At 72.7% G+C, this 15,040-nt stretch carries 12 protein-coding genes; 3 read left to right on the top strand and 9 right to left on the bottom strand.

Annotated elements, in window-relative coordinates:
- Nucleotides 1-10 precede the first annotated feature (10 nt).
- Genes ACZ3II_RS00880 through ACZ3II_RS00870 form a run of 3 tightly spaced genes read right to left on the bottom strand, consistent with a single transcriptional unit; the run spans nt 11 to nt 4,510 of the window.
- A complete protein-coding gene (locus ACZ3II_RS00880; RefSeq protein ID WP_465515550.1) occupies nt 11-2,506 on the bottom strand; it encodes an FtsK/SpoIIIE domain-containing protein in 2,496 nt (831 codons plus the stop codon).
- 49 nt (nt 2,507-2,555) lie between these two features.
- Nucleotides 2,556-3,893 (bottom strand): hypothetical protein, encoded by a 1,338-nt coding sequence (locus ACZ3II_RS00875; RefSeq protein WP_465515549.1) that lies wholly within the window; start codon nt 3,891-3,893, stop codon nt 2,556-2,558.
- Nucleotides 3,894-3,901: 8 nt separating this feature from the next.
- Complete coding sequence (locus ACZ3II_RS00870) at nt 3,902-4,510, bottom strand: DUF4126 domain-containing protein (RefSeq protein WP_465515548.1); 609 nt, start codon at nt 4,508-4,510, stop codon at nt 3,902-3,904.
- A gap of 71 nt (nt 4,511-4,581) precedes the next feature.
- On the opposite strand from ACZ3II_RS00870, the gene nucS reads away from it, so the two are divergent.
- Complete coding sequence (gene nucS, locus ACZ3II_RS00865) at nt 4,582-5,241, top strand: endonuclease NucS (RefSeq protein WP_465515547.1); 660 nt, start codon at nt 4,582-4,584, stop codon at nt 5,239-5,241.
- Here the strand turns inward: nucS and ACZ3II_RS00860 are convergent.
- From ACZ3II_RS00860 to ACZ3II_RS00850, 3 genes are all read right to left on the bottom strand, one after another.
- Nucleotides 5,228-6,715: a DUF6297 family protein gene (locus ACZ3II_RS00860; RefSeq protein WP_465515546.1), complete on the bottom strand. Its 1,488-nt coding sequence runs from the start codon at nt 6,713-6,715 to the stop codon at nt 5,228-5,230. The two genes, nucS and ACZ3II_RS00860, sit on opposite strands and share 14 nt — an antisense overlap.
- A complete protein-coding gene (locus ACZ3II_RS00855; RefSeq protein WP_465516571.1) occupies nt 6,712-7,338 on the bottom strand; it encodes an ABC transporter ATP-binding protein in 627 nt (208 codons plus the stop codon). Before ACZ3II_RS00855 ends, ACZ3II_RS00860 begins: the two co-directional genes overlap by 4 nt.
- A gap of 126 nt (nt 7,339-7,464) precedes the next feature.
- Complete coding sequence (locus ACZ3II_RS00850; protein ID WP_465515545.1) at nt 7,465-8,958, bottom strand: aldehyde dehydrogenase family protein; 1,494 nt, start codon at nt 8,956-8,958, stop codon at nt 7,465-7,467.
- A gap of 54 nt (nt 8,959-9,012) precedes the next feature.
- Here ACZ3II_RS00850 and ACZ3II_RS00845 point away from each other — a divergent pair, with 54 nt between their 5' ends.
- Together ACZ3II_RS00845 and ACZ3II_RS00840 are read left to right on the top strand one after the other, a co-directional pair.
- Entirely contained in the window at nt 9,013-9,342 is a 330-nt protein-coding gene (locus tag ACZ3II_RS00845) for a hypothetical protein (protein WP_465515544.1), read from the top strand.
- Between the two features lie 52 nt (nt 9,343-9,394).
- Nucleotides 9,395-10,177, top strand: coding sequence for an alpha/beta hydrolase (locus ACZ3II_RS00840; protein WP_465515543.1), 783 nt, complete (start codon nt 9,395-9,397; stop codon nt 10,175-10,177).
- Nucleotides 10,178-10,604: 427 nt separating this feature from the next.
- Here the strand turns inward: ACZ3II_RS00840 and ACZ3II_RS00835 are convergent, their stop codons facing one another.
- The 3 genes from ACZ3II_RS00835 to ACZ3II_RS00825 form a co-directional block, all read right to left on the bottom strand.
- Nucleotides 10,605-11,717, bottom strand: coding sequence for an AI-2E family transporter (locus tag ACZ3II_RS00835; protein WP_465515542.1), 1,113 nt, complete (start codon nt 11,715-11,717; stop codon nt 10,605-10,607).
- 52 nt (nt 11,718-11,769) lie between these two features.
- Nucleotides 11,770-13,230 carry a coiled-coil domain-containing protein gene (locus ACZ3II_RS00830; protein ID WP_465515541.1) on the bottom strand — a complete coding sequence of 487 codons (1,461 nt, stop codon included), beginning with the start codon at nt 13,228-13,230 and terminating at the stop codon, nt 11,770-11,772.
- A 244-nt stretch (nt 13,231-13,474) separates the two neighbouring features.
- Nucleotides 13,475-14,821: a cell division protein DivIVA gene (locus tag ACZ3II_RS00825; protein ID WP_465515540.1), complete on the bottom strand. Its 1,347-nt coding sequence runs from the start codon at nt 14,819-14,821 to the stop codon at nt 13,475-13,477.
- Between the last annotated feature and the right edge of the window lie 219 nt (nt 14,822-15,040).

Here is a 15,040-nt window from a genome sequence, read left to right as displayed (position 1 = left end):
GGTTGGCCTCTCACGTGTGGTCACTGTTCACCTCGTAGGGGATGATCACCTCGGGTGTGCGGTGGACCGAGCGGTCGAAGAAGAGGGCGCGGCGCGGGCGGGGACGCCAGAGCGGGCCACCCGGCTGGGGATACAGCGGGGCCAGCTCGGCGCCGTGCACGTCCAGGGCCACCCAGGCGCCGATCGGGTCCAGGGCGCCGCCCAGGTCGTCGCGGAGCCGGCCCACCGACCGCCACCAGCCGAGCACGTGGACGCGCTGTTCGGGGCCGTCGGCGAGCAGGGTGCGCAGCGCCGGGCGGTGCCGCGGGCCCGCCGCGTCGAGTCCGTAACCGATCAGGTAGTGCGGGATCGACGAGGCCGGCGGCTCGAAGTGGACGTCCGAGGCGTCGTACCAGTCAGCCGCCGGGAGTTCGGCGACCAGCCGGGCGGCGGCCCGCTCGGCGGACGGCTCCAGGCAGATGATGCTGAAGTGGGCCGGTCCCTGCGCGGCCAGGGAGAGCGCGGCAGCGGCCAGCACGTCGCACGCCTCGTCCGCGCGGGCGCCCAGGACCGCCAGATTGCGGCCGGGCATCCGGCCCAGCCGCAGCCGGGCCGGCCGGGCCGAGACGTCGATCCGCTCGCCGAGGACCGCGCCCGGCGACGATCCGACCGGGGCGTCGGCGGACGGCACCCGCCCGGACGGCCGGTACTGCGACGGCAGCCGCGGCACCGCGCCGCCGTCGAACACCCGCGGCTCCTCGCAGCCTGACGGCCGGGCCCGCCAGAGCCGCCGCTGGGTGGCGCCCCACGCGGTCCGGTCCCCGGCGTCCGGCAGCCGCACGATCCGGTTGGCCCCGGACAGCCCCGACTCGGCGTTGACGACCGCGTGGTGCCGGGGGATGACCGAGGCGGCCAGGTTGTCGCCGGCCAGCACCCGGCGGGCGTTGGGCAGCGCGATCCGCAGCGTGAACCGGCCGATCAGCGCGGGCCGGCCCTGCAGCGCCTGGATCCCGGCCTGATCGCCGGAGACCAGGATCAGGTGGACGCCGTGCCCGCAGCCGCGCCGGGCCAGATCCTCCAGCAGCGTGAACGCCTCGTCGGCGATGCCGTCCCGGCCGTCCAGCAGCACCTGGAACTCGTCCAGGACGGCGACGATCCGGGGCCGGTCCCCGGGGTCCTGCCGGCCGGCCGCGCGGGTGCGCAACTCCTCGCCGAGGTGCCGGAGCACGGCCAGGCCGAACTCCCGGTCGTCCTTGACGCCGAGGCCGGCCAGCCGGACCTGCGGCAGCCAGCTCGGGTCACGGGGCCCGGGGGCGTACCGGGCGAACGACTCGCCGTCCTTGAAGTCGAGCAGGTACAGGGCCAGCTCCCCGGGGCCGTACCGGGTGGTCAGGGTGGTCAGCCAGGTGTAGAGCAGGTTGGTCTTGCCGGAGCCGGGCGGGCCGCCGATCAGGGCGTGCCCGGGCTCGTCGCCGAGCGGGACCTCGACCAGGCTGCCGTCGGTGCTGTCGCCGATCGGGGCGATCAGGCCGTACCGGGCGGACTCGGCCCACTGCCGTTCCGGCTCCAGGTCGGCGAGGCGGGCCGGGGGCGGGCCCTGCCGCAGCCGCGACGCGGTGTCCCGGCAGAACGCGGCGATCTGCTCGGTGGGCGGCGGCGGGTCCAGCTGGATGCTGAGGGTGCCCAGCGAGGAGCAGGTCGCGACCCTCTCGCGTACGGTCAACCGCTCCACCGCCGGATGGTCCGGCAACTCCAGGCCCCGGACCACCAGATGCACGCCACGGCTCACCCCGTTGCGCGTGATCCGGTCGAGCTGGGCCCGCTGCGCCCGGGTCATCCCCAGCGCGGTGGCCTCGTCGGCGAGCAGCACCACGACCCGCCACACGTCCTCGGCGGGGCGCTCGTACTCGGCCAGCTCGCCGATCAGCTCCCCGAACCCGCCGGGCTGCACGAACCGGACGCCGAGCGGCGCGAACGCCCCGAGCGTCTCGCCCAGCCGCTCCGGGTCGTAGACGGTCAGCTCCACCTCGCCGGGCCGGGTGCTGCCCAGCGTCCGCAGCAGCACCCCGCTGATCACCTCGTCGAGGGTGGCGGCCGGCCCGGTCAGGTGCAGGTGGGCCACGTCGAGCAGCGGGATCAGGCCGGGCAGCGGGGTGCTGCCGCCGAAGCCGATGGTGCCGACGCGGACCAGCCCGGGCGCGTGGCCGGGCTCCGGCTCGCTGGGCGCCCACAGCCGCCACGGCGCTCCGGCCGCGCCGGCGGCGCTGACCGTGGCCAGGCCGCGGAGGTGGCCGGCGAGGCGGGCGGCCTCGCCGTGATAGCGCTTCTGGATGTCCTGGCGGGCCGCGTCCCGGGCGGCGGCCAGCTGGCTGAGGCACGTCGCGTAGGCGTCGCGGACCAGCCGCCGCCGGCTCTGCGCCTCACCGCGGGCCGTCTCGGCGGCGGCGAGAACCGCGCGGGCCGTGCCGCGTGCCTCGGCGAGCTCCTGCCGGATCGCGGCGACCAGCGCGTTGCGGTGGCTACCCACGCGATACCCCGGCGTCCATGGTCGGGGATATTAGCCACTAAATCCGTTTTTAGGTGGTTTTGCCGAGCGTGTCGGTCCGAACCACCGGCGCGGGGAGTGCCCGATGCCGCCCGTGCACCTCGGTCCACAACCGTTCCGCCACGATCATGGCGGCCTCCCGCTGCCACTGCTTGGTCACGTCCTCCGGGACGTAACGGCGGAACCAGTCGACCGCCAGCCGCGCCTCCCGGCTCATGCCGTCGGTCCGCGGCCGCCGCGCGTACGGGTTCAGCCCCAGCACGCAGCAGAACTGGAGAACGTTGTAGTACCGCCATTCGTCGGTCGTCCCGAACGGCCCGGCCGGCCGCAGCTGGGACACGCACTCGCGCAGCACCGCCCGCAGCTCCCGGGCCCGCGCCCGCGGCTGGTCCTCCCGCCCGGCGAGCCGCTGCCCCACCGCCGGCAGATCGGTGAGCGGGCTGCGCGACAACCGGTTCAGGTCACCGAAGTCGTTCAGCGCCCGCCGGGTCAGCCGCAGGAACTCCGGCTCGCCGATGGCGCCGAGCCGCCGGTGCTCGCGCCGCCGCAGCAGCGCGTCCGCGTTCAGGAACAGCGCCGACCGGTCGGCCCGCAGCGGGCCGTCGTCGGCCAGGGCCAGCCGGTCCAGCAGGCGGCGCAGCTGGTTGCCGGTCCCGGCGACAGTCGCGCCGACCGCCACGATGACGAACTGGGCGGCCGTCACCCCGTCGTGCCCGCCGGCCAGCATCATGGTGACCGCCGCCGGCACACCGAGCAGCACCAGCGCGGTGAGCCCGCCGGCCAGCGACCGCCGCAGGTCCGGCCGCAGCCGCTCCCCGGTCTCGGCCGCGTGCGCCACCGCCATCAGGTAACCGGCGACCAGCAGGTCCAGGCCGATCGCGGCGACCGCCGGCGCGGCGCCACCGACCGGGCCGAGCAGCAGCGCCAGCGCGGCGGTGTAGAGCGCGGCCATCACGGTGAGGGCGGCCGGCAGGGTCCGCAGTGACACCTGCGCGCGCGAACGCCAGAGCAGGATCAGCGCGCCGGCCAGCGGGGTCAGCACCACCAGGCGGCCCAGTTGCGGCAACAGGATCACCATGATCAGGAACAGTGCGCCCAGGGCCAGCGCGCCCCGGTCGATCGGCCGTCGTTCGGCCGGGGTGAGCGGCAGCAGCGCCACCACCGCGCCGGCCCAGCACAGGGCCGGGACGCAGAGCAGGATCTCGGCGGCGGCGGAGGTGGGCGCGACGGTCCAGGCGGCGGTGCCGAGCGCGTACGCCAGCAGAGCCAGCGCGGACCAGCGCAGGCCGGCGCGCCGTGGATCCCGGCCGATCAGATAGCAGGCGAGCCACCAGCTGAGGGCGAAGGCGGGTACGGCGATCGCGGGCATCCGAGAAGTCAACCAAACAGGTGACGGGTCTCCACAGCCCGCCTCCGGCGCCGGCGCCGCCGGACCACCCAGACCGCCGCCCACACCATCACGCCGAGACCGATCAGCACCAGCACCGGCAGCACGATGGCCAGCACCGACATCACCACGCTGCCGATGTCCTCGGCGGTGCTGGCGACCGGCGCGCCGAACCCGGCGGTCGACACGTTGACCACGGGACGGGACGCGGATTTCACACCGTGGACGACGAGCGCGATCACCACGCCCGCGACGACCGGGACCCACTGATGAGACGTGAAGAACGCGCCCGGATCGGTGACGGTCACCGTCTCCGACGCGGAGCCGGTCCCGAACGCGAGACCGCCCGCGGTCGGCCGGACGAACGTCTGCACCACGTCGTTGACGTGGTCGACCACCGGGACCTTGTCCGCCACCATCTCGATGACCAGCAGCAGGCCCAGGATCGAGAGGGTCCACCCGTTCGACAGCCAGGACGAGGAGGAGGGAAGATCGATGGCGTCGGTGTAGCGGGCGAGGATTCCCATGGTCAGCAGGGGGATGTAGGCGTTCAGCCCGGCGGAGGCGGCCAGACCGGTACCGGTCAATGCTTCGAGCACGATCCCAGCATGGCACCGCCACGCACGTGCCGCCCGGCGGGCGATGGACGGACGTCAGGTACCGTCGCTGGGTGCGTCTGGTCATCGCGAAGTGCTCCGTGGACTATGTCGGCAAACTCTCCGCCCACCTGCCCCCGGCGGTGCGGCTGCTGATGGTGAAGGCCGACGGGTCGGTGTCGATCCATGCCGACGACCGCGCCTACAAGCCGCTCAACTGGATGAGCCCGCCCTGCCGGCTGCAGGAGGCGCCGGGCGTCTGGAAGGTGATCAACAAGGCCGGCGAGGAGCTGCGGATCACCCTGGAGGAGGTCTTCCAGGATTATTCGTACGATCTCGGCGTCGACCCCGGCCTGCAGAAGGACGGCGTCGAGGCGCACCTGCAGGAGCTGCTGGCCAAGCACCCGGAGACGTTCGGCGAGGGGTTCACCCTGGTCCGCCGCGAGTTCATGACCGCGATCGGCCCGGTCGACCTGCTGCTCAAGGATCCCGCCGGCGCGTCGGTCGCGGTCGAGGTCAAGCGCCGCGGCGAGATCGACGGCGTCGAGCAGCTCACCCGGTACCTCGAACTGATGAACCGGGACCCGCTGCTCGCCCCGGTCACCGGTGTCTTCGCCGCCCAGGAGATCAAGCCGCAGGCCCGGGTCCTGGCCACCGACCGGGGCATCCGCTGCGTCGTCGTCGATTACGACAAGCTGCGCGGCATGAAGAAGGACGAGCTCACCCTCTTCTAGCCAGCTCCACCCGGTCCGTGCTGGTGCTGAAGGTCAGATAGGTCTGCACGCCGAGCAGCGCCAGCGCCACCTGGAAAGTGATCATGCTCCAGGTGGTGGCCATGTCCTGGGCCAGGGTGAGGATCATCGGCAGCGCCAGCACCAGCACGTCCAGACCGGCGAAGGCGTAGATCAACGGCCCGGTCGGGATCGACCCCATCGGCGTGTCGATGGGGATCAAATCGTTGCGCACGAAACCGGCACGGGCCGCCCGGACCGCCGCGACCGCGCCGATCGGGCCGAGCGCCAGGCCCAGCGGCCACCACTGACCGGGCGGAAGCCCGTCGGCCAGCTGCAGCAGGGCCAGCGCGGTCGTGGTCCAGAGCGTCGACACCACCACGGGCACCACCAGCCGCTGCTGGACCGCCTGGCGGGAGGTCAGCCCGAGCATCCGCAGCAGCACCGGGTTGCCCGCGTCGGTCTTCACGGTGGCGGTGGTCAGGCGCGGGGCGACGGCGGCGCCGACGGCCAGGGCCAGCGCCAGGGCCCAGCGCGGGCCGGACACCAGCAGCAGCGGCAGGGCGGTGGACGCGACGGTCCACAGCAGGCGCGCGACCCGGCGCCGGGCCAGCAGCAGATCCTGGCCGGTCAGCGGTGGCACGCGGTGCGGCAGGCGGGTGGAACGCAACCGGCGGCGGGCCCAGTAGCGGCGTTCCAGCATCTCGGCGAAGAACGCCGGCTCCATGCTGTAGACCGAGTCGGCCAGGGTTCCGGCGGTCTTGGCGGACTCCAGGATCGCGTCGTTCGGGGTGCGCGCGAGGTCCCGTACCACCAGAAGGAAGCCCGGCACCGCGAGAACCGCGACCGCGCCGGTGACCGTGACCAGGACGGACCTCGCGGGCCAGGCGATGGAGGGCGGCGTCCAGCCGGTCGCCTCGGCGACCAGGGCCGCCAGGCCGAGAACCAGCGCGAGGCGGGCGACGGCGTCGGTGAGCGTGGCGAGCCGCGGTCGCGACTGCGCCGCCGAGGCCAGGAGCGTGAGGTGTACGCCGACCAGCGCGCCCGTGGCCACCAGCAGCGACGAGCCGGACGTCACGGCGTTCCCGAGAACCCCGAGAGCGGCGGCCGCGCCCACGAGCGCCGCGCCGGCGACGGCCGTGCGCAGCGCGGGACCCAGCAGCAGGCGGCGGCTGACCGGGGCCGTGAGCAGGAAGTACGACGCGGGACGGCTGACCGTGACCGGGCCCAGCCGGCGCAGCCCGGTGAAGAGGAGACCGGCGCAGACCAGCGCCGCCGCGAGCGCCCCGACGCCGCTGAGCCGGGGCGTCAGCGGGCTGAAGACGTTCGACAGGGTCTCGTGGAACATCGCCGCGGCCACCGCGACACAGAAGACGGTCACGTACGCGGTGGTCAGCGTCTCGGTGGTGTCCCGGTGCGACGCCTGTGCCCGGCGGATCCAGCGGCGCACCGGCCGCAGCGCGACGACGCTGCTCACGGCTCGCCGTCCGTCTCCGTGTCCGCCGCCCGCGCGCCCGGGCCGGTCAGCTGCTCCATCGTCACGATCTCCGCGCCGGAGGCCACCGCGAATTTGTCGTCGTGACTGGCCAGCAGCAGCGAGCCGCCGGTGGACAGATAGTCGGCGAGCATCCCGGCGACCATCGCCCGGCCGTCCGGGTCCAGACGCTGCTCCGGCTCGTCCAGGATCAGCAGCGAACTCGGCCGTAGCAGCGCCAGCGCCAGGGTGAGTCGCTGCTTCTGACCCGACGACAGCGACGGCGGGATGACGTCCGCGTGCCCGGCCAGCCCGAACCGTTCCAGGGCCTCGTCGATCCCGGCGTCCTCCAGGTCCTGGCCGTGCGCCCGGCACACCAGTTCGGCGTGCTCCCGGGCGGTCAGGCCGAGGTACCACGTGGGCGGCTCGACAGTGGTCGCGACCGCCCGCCAGAACTCCGGGGTGCCGCCCGGCTCGGCCCCGAACACCCGGACCGTCCCGGCGTCCGGCTGCTGCAGGCTGCTCACACAGCGCAGCAGGGTGGACTTGCCGATCCCGTTCTCGCCGGTCACGCAGACACCGGCGCCGGCCGGGACGATCAGTCCCACATCCACCAGCACCGGCATCGAGCCGTAACTCACCTGAAGACCATTGACCTCGACCGCTGGATGATCGACCACCGGCTCAGCCTAGCGAAACCCTCGTGTGTAGTTCGGGCGCTCATACCGGCCGAACTACACACGCCTTCGGGTTCAGGGCTTACGGCCGTACAGCAGGCGCAGGGCCTTGACGATCTGCTTGACCTGGGCGGGGGTGCGCTCGAACGTCATCGCGGGCAGCAGGGACGGGCCACGGCGTACCGTGATCGCCTTGGCCCGGGCGAACTCGCGCAGCCCGTCCTCACCGTGGATGCGGCCGAAACCGGACTCCCCGACCCCGCCGAACGGCAGGTTACCCATGCCGACGAAGGTCAGCGTGCCGTTCACGGCCACCATGCCGGAACGCAGGCGGCGGGCGATGCGGATGGCGTTGCGCTTGCCGAAGACCGAGCCACCCAGGCCGTACGCGGTGTCGTTGGCCTTCTCCACCGCCTCGTCCGCGTCCCGCACCCGGGTGATCGTCAGCGTCGGCCCGAACGTCTCCTCACGGATCTCCGACGAATCCGCGGGGACGTCCACCAGCACGGTCGGGGCGACGTACGGCGCCTGCACCGCGTCCGCGCCGCCGAGCACCGCCCGGCCGCCCTTGGCCAGCGCGTCCTCGATGTGGTCACGGATGATGTCGAGCTGCTTCGGCATGGTGATCGGGCCGATCTCCTCGCCGGTGCGCAGCTTGCCCGCCTTCGCCACCACGGCCTCGACGAACCGGTCGTACACCGGCTCCACCGCGTAGACCCGCTCGATACCGATGCAGGTCTGACCGGCATTGGTCATCGCGCCCCACACCGCGGCCTCGGCGGCCAGGTTCACGTCGGCGTCGTCATCGACGATCAGCGCGTCCTTGCCGCCGGCCTCCAGCACCACCGGCACCAGGTTCTCCGCGCAGGCCGCCATCACCTTCTTGGCGGTGGCCGTCGAACCGGTGAAGGCGACCTTGCCCACCCCGGACCGGCACAGCGCCCCGCCGACATCCCCGAACCCGTGCACCACCTGCAGCACCGGATGCTCCGGCACCACCTCGGCGAACGTGTCGGCCAGCCACTGCCCGACGACCGGGGTGTACTCGCTCGGCTTGAAGACGATCGCGTTGCCGGCCGCCAGCGCGCCGCTGATCGGGCCGATCGGCGTGACGATCGGATAGTTCCACGGGCCGATCACGCCGACCACACCGAACGGCTGGTACTCCAGGTGACCGGAGTGCTCGGCCACCAGCAGCCGGGTGCGGACCCGGCGCGGGCCGAGGACCCGCTTGGCGTTACGGGCCGCCCAGTCCAGGTGCTCCACGGCGGCGGTGGCCTCGATCAGGCCGTCGGTGAGAGGCTTGCCGGTCTCGCGGTGGGTGAGCGCGGCCAGCTCCTCGATCCGCTGCACGATCAGGGAACGCCAGCGCAGCAGCCGGGTCTTGCGGCCGTCGAAACCGAGGCCCTGCCACCAGGCGGCGGCCTCGCGGGCCCGCTCGACAGCAGCGGTCACCGCCTTCTCGTCGGCGACCGGCACACGGCCGGCCTCCTCGCCGGTAGCGGGGTTCGTCGATATCAGCTGACCGTCCTCGATCACGGGCAGGCCGGGAACGTGAGTCGCCGTCATGTCCGCGAGTCTAGGGTGATTGTTACCGATGAGTCACTACGTACGCTTGACCTCGTGAGCCCCCGCCGCAATCGCCCCCGGCCTGGTAATGACGACCGTCCCGAGCGCCCCGACCGCCCCGGCCTCACCGAGGACCGGGTACAGCAGTGGCAGGACGGCGAGTACATGGTGCGCAACGTGTTCGGCGGGACGGCGGTGAAGACGTACCGGTGCCCCGGCTGCGTGCAGGTCATCCGGCCCGGCGTCGCCCACGTGGTGGCATGGCCCGCCGACGAGCGCGGCGACCTGACCGACCGCCGCCACTGGCACACCGGCTGCTGGCGCGCCCGCGACCGCCGCACCCCCGGCGTGGAGCGATCCCGCAACGCCCCGCGCTACGGGTGACCCCGCCCGCCCCGCCCGCCCCTCGTCGGACGGGATGAAAAACTCTTCCATCATGAGCAACCACATCCGGGCCAACTCGATCCTCCCGGCGCAGCGGGAAGACATCGAGCTGCACACCGCGGACGGCGTCACCCTCGTCGGTGAGCTGGCCCGCCCGCTCGACCGGGAGCCGGTCGCCACCCTCGTCTGCCTGCATCCGCTGCCCACCCACGGCGGGATGATGGACAGCCACGTCTACCGCAAGGCGGCGTGGCGGCTCCCCGCCCTGGCCGGCATCGCGGTGCTGCGCTTCAACACCCGCGGCACCAGCAGCGTCCGCGGCACCAGCGGCGGCTCGTTCGCGAACGCGGTCGACGAACGCTACGACGTGGCCGCCGCCATCGAGTTCGCCGAATTCGCCGACCTTCCGAACATCTGGCTGGTCGGATGGTCCTTCGGCACCGACCTCACCCTGATGTACGGCCTGGACCCCGCGATCTCCGGCGCCGTCCTGCTCTCTCCGCCGCTGCGCTTCAGCAAGGACGAACACCTCGCCGCCTGGGCCGCCGACGGCAAGCCACTGACCGCTCTGATCCCGGAGTTCGACGACTACCTGCGCCCCGCCGAGGCCCGCGAGCGGTTCGCCGCCATCCCGCAGGCCGAGGTCGTCGGCGTCGACGGCGCGAAACACCTCTGGGTCGGCGACGCCGAGAAGGTCCTCGACGAGATCGTCCGCCGTGTCGCCCCCGGCGTGCCGACCCCGCTGCCGGCCATTTGGGACGGTCCGATGGAGACCGGCGACGCCTCCGCTTACGCCGACCGTACGGTCGCCGCCTTCGACACCCCCAAGAGCTGACCCGCCAGCCGTCGCCCAGACAGGTCAAACCTGTCGCCTGGCCGGTTTGGGCGACGGCTGGGGTTGCGGGCCGTCGCCCAGGCAGGTCAAACCTGTCGCCTGGCCGGTTTGGGCGACGGCTGGGGGCGCCGGCCGTCGCTCGCGCAGGTCAAACTCGTCGACTGGCCGGTCTGGACGGCGGCTGAGGCAGCCGGCCGTCGCTCAGGCCGGTCGGGCGACCGGCGAAAGCGGCGTTGGCGACGGCTGGCGATCCGCCCGGTTTTTCGGCTGGTTGTCAGGGCTGTCTCAGCGCCGCTGAGACAGCCCTGACAACCAGCCGGACGGGGTGACCGGGACGGGCATGCATGATCGGGAGTGGGGGACGGCCGGGAGGGGACGCCTGCCGTGGCCGCCGCGGGTCACGGGACTGATGTGGCCCGTACCGGAGTCATCGCTCCTCGAGGCTGGGGAGCGTCACCTCGCGCATGATCAACTGGATGGCGGCGACCATCGGGATGGCGACCAGGGCGCCGATGACGCCGAAGAGGGCCACTCCGAGCAGGGCCGCCACCAGCGCCGCCACGTCGCTGACCCGCACCGAGCGGCGCATCACCCGGGGATAGATGAGGTAGTTCTCGATCTGCTGGTACACCAGGAAGAAGATGATGCAGACCAGGCCGTCGGTGATCGACGACGCCAGCCCAACCAGGCTGACGATGACCGCGCCGATGGTCGCCCCGATCTGCGGGATCAGGTCGCAGACCGCGACCGCCACCGCCAGGGCGAACGGGAAGGCCAGGCCGAGGATCAGGGCCAGGGCGAAGGTGCTCACCCCGGCCAGCACCGCGATCGCCAGGGCGCCCACCATGTACGCGCCGACCTTCGTCAGGATCTCGTCGGTGAGCAGGGTGACCCGCTCCCGGCGGGAGGCGGGGACGAGACGGTAACCGGTGGACTTGAGCCGCTCGAAGGCGACCATGAAGTAGATCGTCAGGACCAGCACGGTCAGGACGTTGAAGATCGTGCCGAAGAGGATCCGGGCACCGCCGACCACCCCGCCCACGGCGTTGGTGATCGTCCCGGCGTTGACCGCGCCCTGCACCTTGGTCGCGATGTCGTAGCGCTGCACCAGCTCGTTGACCGTCTCGCTGCGACGGAGGCCCTCCACCACGTCCGGCGCGTTGTTGATCAGCTCGGTGGTCTGCGAGACCAGTGGTGGGATCAGCGCCACGAGACCGCCGACCAGTAGCAGGACCACGGTGAGCGCGACGATCGCCACGGCCGCGCCCCGGGGCAGGCCCCAGCCGCGCAACCGGACCACCGCCGGGTTCAGCCCGATGGCCAGGAACAGCGCGATGAAGATCAGGATCAGGATCGAGGTGGCGTTGCGGACCCCGAGGAACAATGTGTACGCCACGATCACGCCGAGTCCGAACAGGAACCCGAGCAGGAACGGATTACGCCTGTTCAGCGGCGGGCCGGGATCCCCGAACGGCTTCTCGTCGACCTCTGGCCGCGCCTCGGGGGCCGGCTCCGGGGCGGGTGGCTCGGCTGCGGACACCATCGGAGGCTATCGCTGCCGAACCACCCCCGCCACCGGGGTTGTCCCGGACTTATTCGGCGTCGGCGGAGACCCGGCTGGACTGCGGCGCGGGCACCGTCACCTTCGCCGAGGCGGTCACCTTCGCCGGCACGGCCGCTTTCTCGGTCACGGGTTTGCCGTCGACCGGCTTCTCCGCGGCGGCTGGGGCGACGGGAACGACCGGCGCGGAGGCCGCGGCGACGACCGGCGCGGCCAGCACCGCCGTCTCCGCGGGGCTGGTGTCCTCCTCGGGCTCGGCAGCCGCCGCCAGGACCGCCGCGGCGGCCAGCTCGGCCACCCGCTTCGCCTCTTTCTGCACCTGCCGGCGAACGTCGGCGGCGTGCCGCTCGGCGGCCTCGCCGGAACGCTTCGCCTCGGCGACCCGCTTCAGCTCGGCCTCCAGCTGCCGGGACGTCTCGGCGAGACGTTGCTGGACCCGCTCGGTCTCCTGCTCCCCGGCCTGCGCCTTCTCACGCGCCGCGGCGACCCGCTTCTCGGCCTCGGCCACCTCGGCCGTCGCGGCCTCCAGCTCGCGGCCGGCCTGGGCGATCTTCTCCTGCTGGGCGGCGATCTCCTTGCGTACGGCGGTCGCCTGGTCGTCCGAGCGGCGGAGCACCTCCTCGGCGTACTTGTCGGCCTCGCTGCGCAGGTCGGCGCACTGTTTCTCGACACCGGCCCGCATCTGGCCGAGCTCCTCGATCACCGAGTGCCGGCGCAGCGCCAGCTCGTGCTCGACCGACGCCTTGAGATCGGCCTGCTCCCGCTCGGCCTCGGCACGCTGGGTGGCGATCTCCTGGGCGGTCTTCTCCCGCAGCGCCTTGAGCTCCTGCTCGGCCTGCATCCGGGTGGACCGGACGTATCCGTCCACCTCGGCGCGTTGCCGGGCGGCGTCCTGGGCGGCCTTCTCCACCAGGTGCTTGCCCTCGTTCCGGGCGCGGACCAGCACCGCCTCGGCCTCGCTGCGCATCTGGTCGGCGGACTGCCGGGCGGCGGCCAGCGCCTTGTCGGAGGCGGCGCGCTTGGCGGCGTCCGCCTTCTCCTCCTCGGCCCGGCGCGCGGCCAGGGCGATCTCGAAGTCGCGGATGCCGTTGTGGGCGTGCGCCTCGGCCTCGGCCCGGATCCGCTCCGCCTCGGCGAGCCGGCTCGCGATGTCGTCGGTGGCCGACGCCTTGATCGCCTCGGCCTGCTCCTCGGCGAGCACGAGGATCTGCTCGACCCGGGGGCCCAGGTGACGGAACGACACCTCACCGCTGACCCCGGAGTTCTTCCGGGCCTGGGTCAGCTCCGCCTGCAGCCCCTTGATCTGCGCGGACATCGCCTGGATCTGCGAATACGCCTGTTCACGGTCGGTGAGGAGGGCGGCTATCTCGTTCTCCGCCCGGGTGACGTATCGCTCGACCTGCTTCCTCTCGTAGCCCCGAAGGGCGGTCTCGAAGCTGGGTTCGGTGGACGCCTCCCCGCCGAGACCGAGAATTTCACCGCCGTGCGACATGCTTTCCATCCTCACATACGCATCGTCCCGTGGCGTGTCGATACACACCGGCTTGACTGAGACCATGCGGCTAGTTGCGATTTGTCTGACCTCGGCTTGATAAACCCCGGGAGGCGCGAAAACGAGTCGGGCCGTACCGGAGAAACTCCGATACGGCCTGATTTCGTTTACGACCGCCCGGACCGCCCGGTCAACCGTCGCGCAATCGCGGCGGCTCCGCAACCGGAGGAGACGGGCGCCTCGGTCAGGAGTTCGACTTGGCGGCCACCGGCTCGTCGCCGGCCTCGGCGGCTTCCTCGGCCTCGTCGGCCGGCGGCTCCTCCGCCTCGGGCGCGCGCTGGACGGGCGTCTCGGCCGGCTTGGCCGGGGCCGGTGCGGCCGCGGCGGCGACGGCGGCCGCCGGGTTCGCCCCGCCGACGCCGGGCACCAGGCCGGAGAGGCCGGAGAGCATCTGACCGAGCTGGTTGGTGACGGCGTCCTTCTGGCGGGTCAGGTCCTCGACCTCGCGGCGGGCCGCCTGGGTGGTCAGCTCGGCCTCCTGCCGGGCCTCGCTGAGCAGGCGGGTGGACTCGGCGCGGGCCTCGGTGACGGTCTTCTCCGCCAGGGCGCGGGCCTTCTCCACGGTCTCGGCGGAGTGCCGCTCCGACTCGACCCGGCGGGTCTCGGCGCGCTGGTCGATCTCCTTGGCACGGTCCTCGGCGGCGCGGGCCCGCTCCTCGGCCTCGGCCACCATCTTCTGGGTGGCGGCGACCTGAGCGGCGTGCCGCTGCGACTCCTCGGTCTCGGACTTCTCCCGGCGCTCGGCGATCTCCAGGGCCAGCGCCTGCAGGTCCTTGTCGCGCTTGTCACGGGCGTCGGTGAGCAGCTTGGTCGCCTCGGCGCGCTTCTCCTCGGCCTCGCGGGACGCCTTGGCGCGCAGCTGGGTGATCTCCCGCTCGGCGGTGGCGCGCAGCGACGCGACCTCGCGCTCGACCGTCGACTTCAGCTCGGCGACCTCGTGCGCGGTGACCGTGCGCAGCTGCTTGGTCTCGCGGTCGGCGTCCGAGCGCAGCGTGTCGGCCTCGCGCCGGGCCTGCACCCGGGCCTCGGCGGCCTCGCGCTCGGCGTGCGTGCGCAGCTGCCCGGCCTCGCGCTCGGCGGTCGCCTTCATCGCGGCGGCCTCGGCACGCGCCTTGTCGGTGATCTCCCGGGCCTCGAGGCGGGCCGCGGAGAGAATGCCCTCAGACTCCCGCTTCGCCTCGTTCCGGTGATCGTTGGCCTGTTCCTCGGCCAGCCGCAGGATCTGCTCGACCCGGGTGCCCAGCCCGGAGAGCGTCGGCCGGTTGTTCTCCTCCAGCAGCTTGTTGCTGTCGGCCAGTTTCTGCTCGAGCGCGTTGAGGCGCTGCTCGGCCTGGCGCAGGCGACGCTGCGCGTCGTTCATCCGCTGCTCGGCCTCGCCGCGGGCCGCCTCGGACTGGTTCAGCGCGGCGAGCAGCCGGCCGATGTGTCCGTCGACCTGGTGCCGGTCGTAACCGCGGAGAACGACCGTGAAGTCGTGCTGCGAGTTGGCGGTCTCGAAGAAGGCCAGGTTCTGATCCTGCTGCTGGGGCATTGCGCCATCCTGGCGAGAAGGGGGCGGACATGCAAGAGCCGAGAGGCATCCGAACCGCATCGTAGATCAGCTTTGACCTGGACCGTAGACCGCCCCCGGACCGTTCGGGTGACGCTGCTGACCCGGCGGCCGGTCCGGTGTCGTCCCGCTGTCACCTGCCGCTCGGGGCCCGGGCCGATCCGCTGATCGTCGCGGCCGTCGTCGGCCCTGCTCAATGGC

It is taken from the genome of Actinoplanes sp. NPDC019969, from assembly GCF_055562375.1.
This window is presented reverse-complemented; position numbering and strand designations above follow the sequence as displayed.